At 72.8% G+C, this 5,195-nt stretch carries 4 protein-coding genes and 1 pseudogene; 2 read left to right on the plus strand and 3 right to left on the minus strand.

Annotated features, from left to right (window positions below; genetic code table 11):
- Both JZ5iCDA_RS18525 and JZ5iCDA_RS15365 read right to left on the minus strand, forming a co-directional pair.
- Positions 1-206 (minus strand): annotated as a pseudogene (locus JZ5iCDA_RS18525) (hypothetical protein); the annotation flags it as partial.
- Positions 207-286: 80 nt separating this feature from the next.
- Entirely contained in the window at positions 287-2,608 is a 2,322-nt protein-coding gene (locus JZ5iCDA_RS15365; RefSeq protein WP_069387945.1) for a sodium-translocating pyrophosphatase, read from the minus strand.
- 9 nt (positions 2,609-2,617) lie between these two features.
- Here JZ5iCDA_RS15365 and JZ5iCDA_RS15370 point away from each other — a divergent pair, with 9 nt between their 5' ends.
- Together JZ5iCDA_RS15370 and JZ5iCDA_RS15375 are read left to right on the plus strand one after the other, a co-directional pair.
- Positions 2,618-3,367: a sigma-70 family RNA polymerase sigma factor gene (locus JZ5iCDA_RS15370; protein WP_253182120.1), complete on the plus strand. Its 750-nt coding sequence runs from the start codon at positions 2,618-2,620 to the stop codon at positions 3,365-3,367.
- 23 nt (positions 3,368-3,390) lie between these two features.
- Positions 3,391-4,803, plus strand: coding sequence for a hypothetical protein (locus JZ5iCDA_RS15375; RefSeq protein ID WP_139123152.1), 1,413 nt, complete (start codon positions 3,391-3,393; stop codon positions 4,801-4,803).
- Here JZ5iCDA_RS15375 and JZ5iCDA_RS19115 read toward each other — a convergent pair.
- Positions 4,760-5,195 (minus strand): hypothetical protein (locus JZ5iCDA_RS19115; protein ID WP_216093463.1); only part of this gene is annotated, 436 nt, incomplete at its 5' end. The two genes, JZ5iCDA_RS15375 and JZ5iCDA_RS19115, sit on opposite strands and share 44 nt — an antisense overlap.

The following is a 5,195-nucleotide window of genomic DNA, read 5'->3' on the forward strand; positions in this document are numbered from 1 at the left end:
CCCGCCGGAACCTCACCCTCCGTCGCGCCGGGTGCGGGCCCGGGTGCGGCGGCCGCGTCGTCGGTCGCGGCCGACGGCGGGGCGCCGGGTGCGGGCGCCGGCACCGTCACGACGTCGAAGGCCCCGCTGGCGACCGTCGTGACGCACAGGCCCACCATGACGACGAGCACCACGCCGTGCGCGACGGCACGGCCCCGGGATCGCATGGCCCCATGATGGCGTGTTAGGCGGAGCGGGACGAATCACCTCGGACCGGGCACCCCGCCGTCGGACGCGCCGACCGGTGTCAGGCGCCGCTCGTCACGCGCTCCCGGACCCGGTCGACCTCCGCGCGGTCGACGCGCGCCGCGCGCAGGCGCGACACGATGACGGCGCCGAACGCGATCGCGGCGGCGAGGACGGCGATGCCGATGCGCAGCGCCTGGTTGGCGTCCGCGGGGACGCTGAGCATCACCACGGCGGGAGCGATGAGCACCGACACGAGGTTCATGACCTTGATCAGCGGGTTGATCGCCGGGCCGGCCGTGTCCTTGAACGGGTCGCCGACGGTGTCGCCGATGACCGTCGCCGCGTGGGCCTCGGAGCCCTTGCCGCCGTACGCGCCGTCCTCGACGATCTTCTTCGCGTTGTCCCACGTGCCGCCCGAGTTGGCGAGGAACACGGCCATGAGCACGCCCGCGCCGATGGCACCGGCGAGGAAGCCCGCGAGCGGCCCGACGCCGAGCCCGAATCCGACCGCGATCGGTGCGAACGCCGCGAGGAGTCCCGGGGTGGCGAGCTCGCGCAGCGAGTCGCGCGTGCAGATGTCGACGACCTTGCCGTACTCGGGGCGCTCCTTGTAGGTCATGATCCCGGGGTGCTCCCGGAACTGGCGGCGCACCTCGAAGACGATCGCGCCGGCGGCTCGCGTCACCGCGTCGATCGCGAGTCCCGAGAAGAGGAACACGGTCGCCGCGCCGAGGATCACGCCGACGAGCGTGACCGGCGAGATGATCTCGTAGTCGAGCATCGACGTGACGAGACCCGCGCCCGCGTTCTCGACGTCGTCCAGCGCCTGGTCCACGGCGTCGGCGTACGACCCGAACAGCGCCGTCGCGGCGAGGACGGCCGTCGTGATGGCGATGCCCTTGGTGATCGCCTTCGTCGTGTTCCCCACGGCGTCGAGGTCGGTGAGGATCTGCCCCGCCTCGGTGTCGCCGCCGTCGGCGACGTCCTCGCCGACCGACATCTCGTAGATGCCCTGCGCGTTGTCCGAGACCGGGCCGAACGTGTCCATCGCGACGATGACGCCGACCGTCGTGAGCAGGCCGCACCCGGCGAGCGCGACGAGGAACAGCGCGAGCCACACGGACCCGCCCGCGAGGAGGAACAGGCCGCAGATCGCCGCGGCGATGACGCCCGCGGTGTAGACGGCGGACTCGAACCCGACGCCGATGCCGGACAGGACGACCGTCGCCGCACCCGTGCGCGAGGTGGCCGCGACGTGGAGCGTGGGCTTCGACGTCGTGCCGGTGAAGTAGCCCGTGATCCACAGGATGACGCCCGCGAGGACGACGCCGATGACGACCGCGAGGCTCGCGACGACGCGCGGGTCGGCCGCGACCCCGCTCAGCTCGCCGAGGTCGGCCGTGCCGCCGAGCCCGTCGAACGACGACGGCAGGTAGACGAACGCCGCGGCCGCCGCGAGCAGGGCGCCGACGAGCGCCGACACGTAGAAGCCCCGGTAGATCGCCGACAGCCCGTTCTCCTGCCCGCGCACGCGCGTGATGAAGACGCCGAGCACCGCGACGAGAGCGCCGACGGCGGTGACGATCAGCGGGAAGACGAGGCCTTCCTCGCCCATCGCCGCCTTGCCGAGGATGAGCGCGGCGACGAGCGTCACCGCGTACGACTCGAAGAGGTCGCCCGCCATGCCGGCGCAGTCGCCGACGTTGTCGCCCACGTTGTCGGCGATCGTCGCGGCGTTGCGCGGGTCGTCCTCGGGGATGCCCTGCTCGACCTTGCCGACGAGGTCGGCGCCGACGTCGGCCGCCTTGGTGAAGATGCCGCCGCCGACGCGCATGAACATCGCGAGCAGCGCGGCCCCGAACCCGAATCCCTCGAGCACCGCGGGCGCGTCGCCCCGGTACAGCAGCACGACGCCCGCCGCGCCGAGCAGGCCCAGGCCCACGACGGACATCCCCACGACGCCGCCGGTCCGGAACGCGATGCGCGCACCCGTCGCGCGACCGCCGGGGCGCGTGGCCGCCGCGGCGACGCGCACGTTCGCCCGCACCGCGAGCCACATGCCGAGGTAGCCGATCGCCGCCGAGAACCCCGCGCCCACGAGGAACGCGATCGAGCGCCCGACGCGCACGCCCCCGTCGCCCGGCAGGAGGAACAGCAGGCCGAACACGATCACGGCGAACAGCGCGAGCGTGCGGAACTGCCGGTTGAGATAGGCGCCGGCGCCCTCCTGCACCGCCTGCGCGACGTCGCGCATCGCCGACGACCCCTCGTCGGCGGCGAGGACCTGTCTGCGCAGGACGAGGGCGAACGCGAGAGCGACCAGACCGATCGCCGCGATCACCCCGACGATGGTGAGACTGCCGGCACCGAGTGTGAGCATCCGTCCTCCTTGACGACTGCGGCGCGCCGCTCCCCTGTCGGCACGATGGAGGCGAGTCTACGCACGTGTGGCGTACGTCACGACCACTCGTGCCGGTCGTCACATGCGCCCGGTGCCGTCCCCGGACGTGGCCACCGGGTGACTTTCGGGATCCACCCCAACCGAATCACGATGGCGGGCGTTGAGGTCGGTGACGGTGGTTCGAGAGACAGGAGGGCGGTCGCGATGCCGCGATGGGAAGACGTGCTGGACCAGATGGTCCGGACACGACGGCGGGCACTCGTCGCCTACGCGTATCTCCTCACCGGTGATGCCGGCGAGGCCGAGGACCTCGTCCAGGAGGCACTGTTCGCGACGTTCCGCCGGGGCCGTGCGGCGACCACCTTCGACGTCGCCGAGAGCTACGTCCGCCGAGCGATCCTCACCCGCTTCGTCGACGGAGCACGGCGCCGCAAGCGGTGGGACCGTGTCGTCCACCTGCTCGACGCTCGGCAGGAGCTGACGCCACCGAGCATGCCCGACGACCGTCTCGACGTCGTCCGAGCGCTCGCCGTGCTCACCCCGCGGGAGCGGGCGTGCGTCGTGCTGCGCTACTACTCCGACCTCACGCTGCACGACATCGGTCGGCAGCTGTCGATCAGCGAGGGCACCGTCAAGCGCTATCTGAGCGACGCCAACGCGAAGCTCGCAGCCCATCTCGGTCCCCTCCGGCCGACCGATGACGACCTGACCCTAACCGTGAAGCGAGGTGCGCGATGAACCACCCCACGAATCCCGGACCCGTGGATCTCGAGGCAGCCCTCCAGAGGGTGGCCGACCAGGTGGTCCCGCCGACGGACGACGCCGTCGCCGGCGAGCGACTCCGGGCCGGCGTGCGCCGCGCACGTGGTCGCCGCAACGCCCTCGTTGGTGTCGCCGCGGCGCTGACCATCGCCGCTGCCGGTCTCGGGGCCGCGACGGTGTGGGACACGACGCCCGAACCGATCATGCCGGCGCCGGCACCGAGCGCCGATCCGTCACCGAGCGCGACGCCCGCTCCCACGCCCACCCACCGCACGTCGTTCCCGGCACCGCTTGCCGTCGAGTCGCTCTTCTGCGGGCAGCCCGCCCCGACGCCGACCGAGGAGGACCTGCTCGCCCGCGTCACCGTCGACGACATCGCCCCGTCTGCCGTGTCGACCCGTGACATCGACGTCGCAGCCCACGTCTCGATCACCCCTGGCGCGCGCGTCTCGGTTCGCGATCCCGCCGCTGTCGCGGGCTACGTGCTCGTCGCCGACGGTGCCGTCGTCTCGTTCGTCTACCCGACGGCGCCCATCGAGGACGCGCCGACGGTCGAGCTCTCCGCGGCGGCGGACGTCGCCCTCCAGCTCTCCGTCGACTCGTTCGCGGCTTGCAACCCCGACGGGAGCGCCGACGAGTCGCGGTCACTGCCGCCCGGAGACTACGAGCTGTCTGCCGTCGTGCCCTGGACCGTCTCGGCGTATGCGCTCGAGCAGGCCGGTTCCTGGGGAGCGCCGGTCGAGGCGGCGGGTCCCGAAGCGCCGCTGTTCGACGGATGGCTCGTCTCCGAACCGGTCCCCTTCGTCGTTGAGCCGGATCCTGAGGCAGAGGACGGGACGGGGCACGAGGACCCCGAGACTGTCGTGAGCCCCTTCACAGGGCCGACGACGACGTTCCCGGAGAACGTGACGTTCGAGGAGCTCGAGTGCGGAATGCCGGCGCCGGAGCCGACCGGAGACGATCTGCTCGCCCGGCTGATCGTGCCGGGCTCCGTCCGGATGACTGCGGGCTCGAGCACCTCGGTCAGCACGTCCCTCGTCGGGCACGCCAGCGCCCGCACCGAGTCCGTCGACTTCCTGTGGATGCTGCCGTACGTCGTCGTCCAGGACGGCCGCATCGTCAGCTCGACACGGTTCGCGACGGACTCGGACGGCATCAGTTCGCTCGACGCCGGACAGGCGCTCCCGCTGGAGTACGCGATCGGACCGGAGTCGATGTGCAACGGAGGCATGCCCGCCGGGGGCAACCTGCCCCCGGGCGAGTACTCCGTCCACGCGATCCTCCCGTGGATCGTCGCCTCCTACAGCCTTCAGCAGCCCGACGGGTCGTGGGGGCCGACCAATGTGCTGTCCGGTGAGCAGCGCTCGCTCAGCTGGCTCGTCTCCGAGCCCGTCGCCCTGACCATCGAGTGACCGCCGCGGGCCCGCCCGCAGCACTCGGCGGGATCGGCGATGCGCTGTCCGGTCCGGCTGGTGTCCAGCTGCACCGCACGAGGCGGCCGACGACGTCCGGCCGGGTGAGCGGGAAGAGGTGCCCCTCCCCCGAGAGCCCGACGCGCGGGATCCCGAGCCGGCCGGCGAGCTCGCGCTGGGAGCGCAGGAACCGGGCGCTCGCACGCGTGCCGGTGACTTGCAGCGCGTCCGTGGTCGGCGCGAGGCGGCGGCCGTCGTCGAGCAGCGCCCGCACGCGCCGGGCCTGCGCCCAGCTCGCGAACCACTGGTCGGCGAGCACGGGCCACGCCGTGCCGTCGCCGTAGCGGACGGCCGCGACGTCAGCGGCGAGCGGGTCCGCGCGGCGGGCCGCG

This window comes from Cellulosimicrobium cellulans (genome assembly GCF_001722485.1).
Classification (GTDB): Bacteria; Actinomycetota; Actinomycetes; order Actinomycetales; family Cellulomonadaceae; genus Cellulosimicrobium; species Cellulosimicrobium cellulans_A.

Bases quoted from the DNA above. Each gene is read 5' to 3' on its own strand.
- JZ5iCDA_RS15365 (WP_069387945.1), bottom strand. From the start codon at position 2,608: ATGCTCACACTCGGTGCCGGCAGTCTCACCATCGTCGGGGTGATCGCG.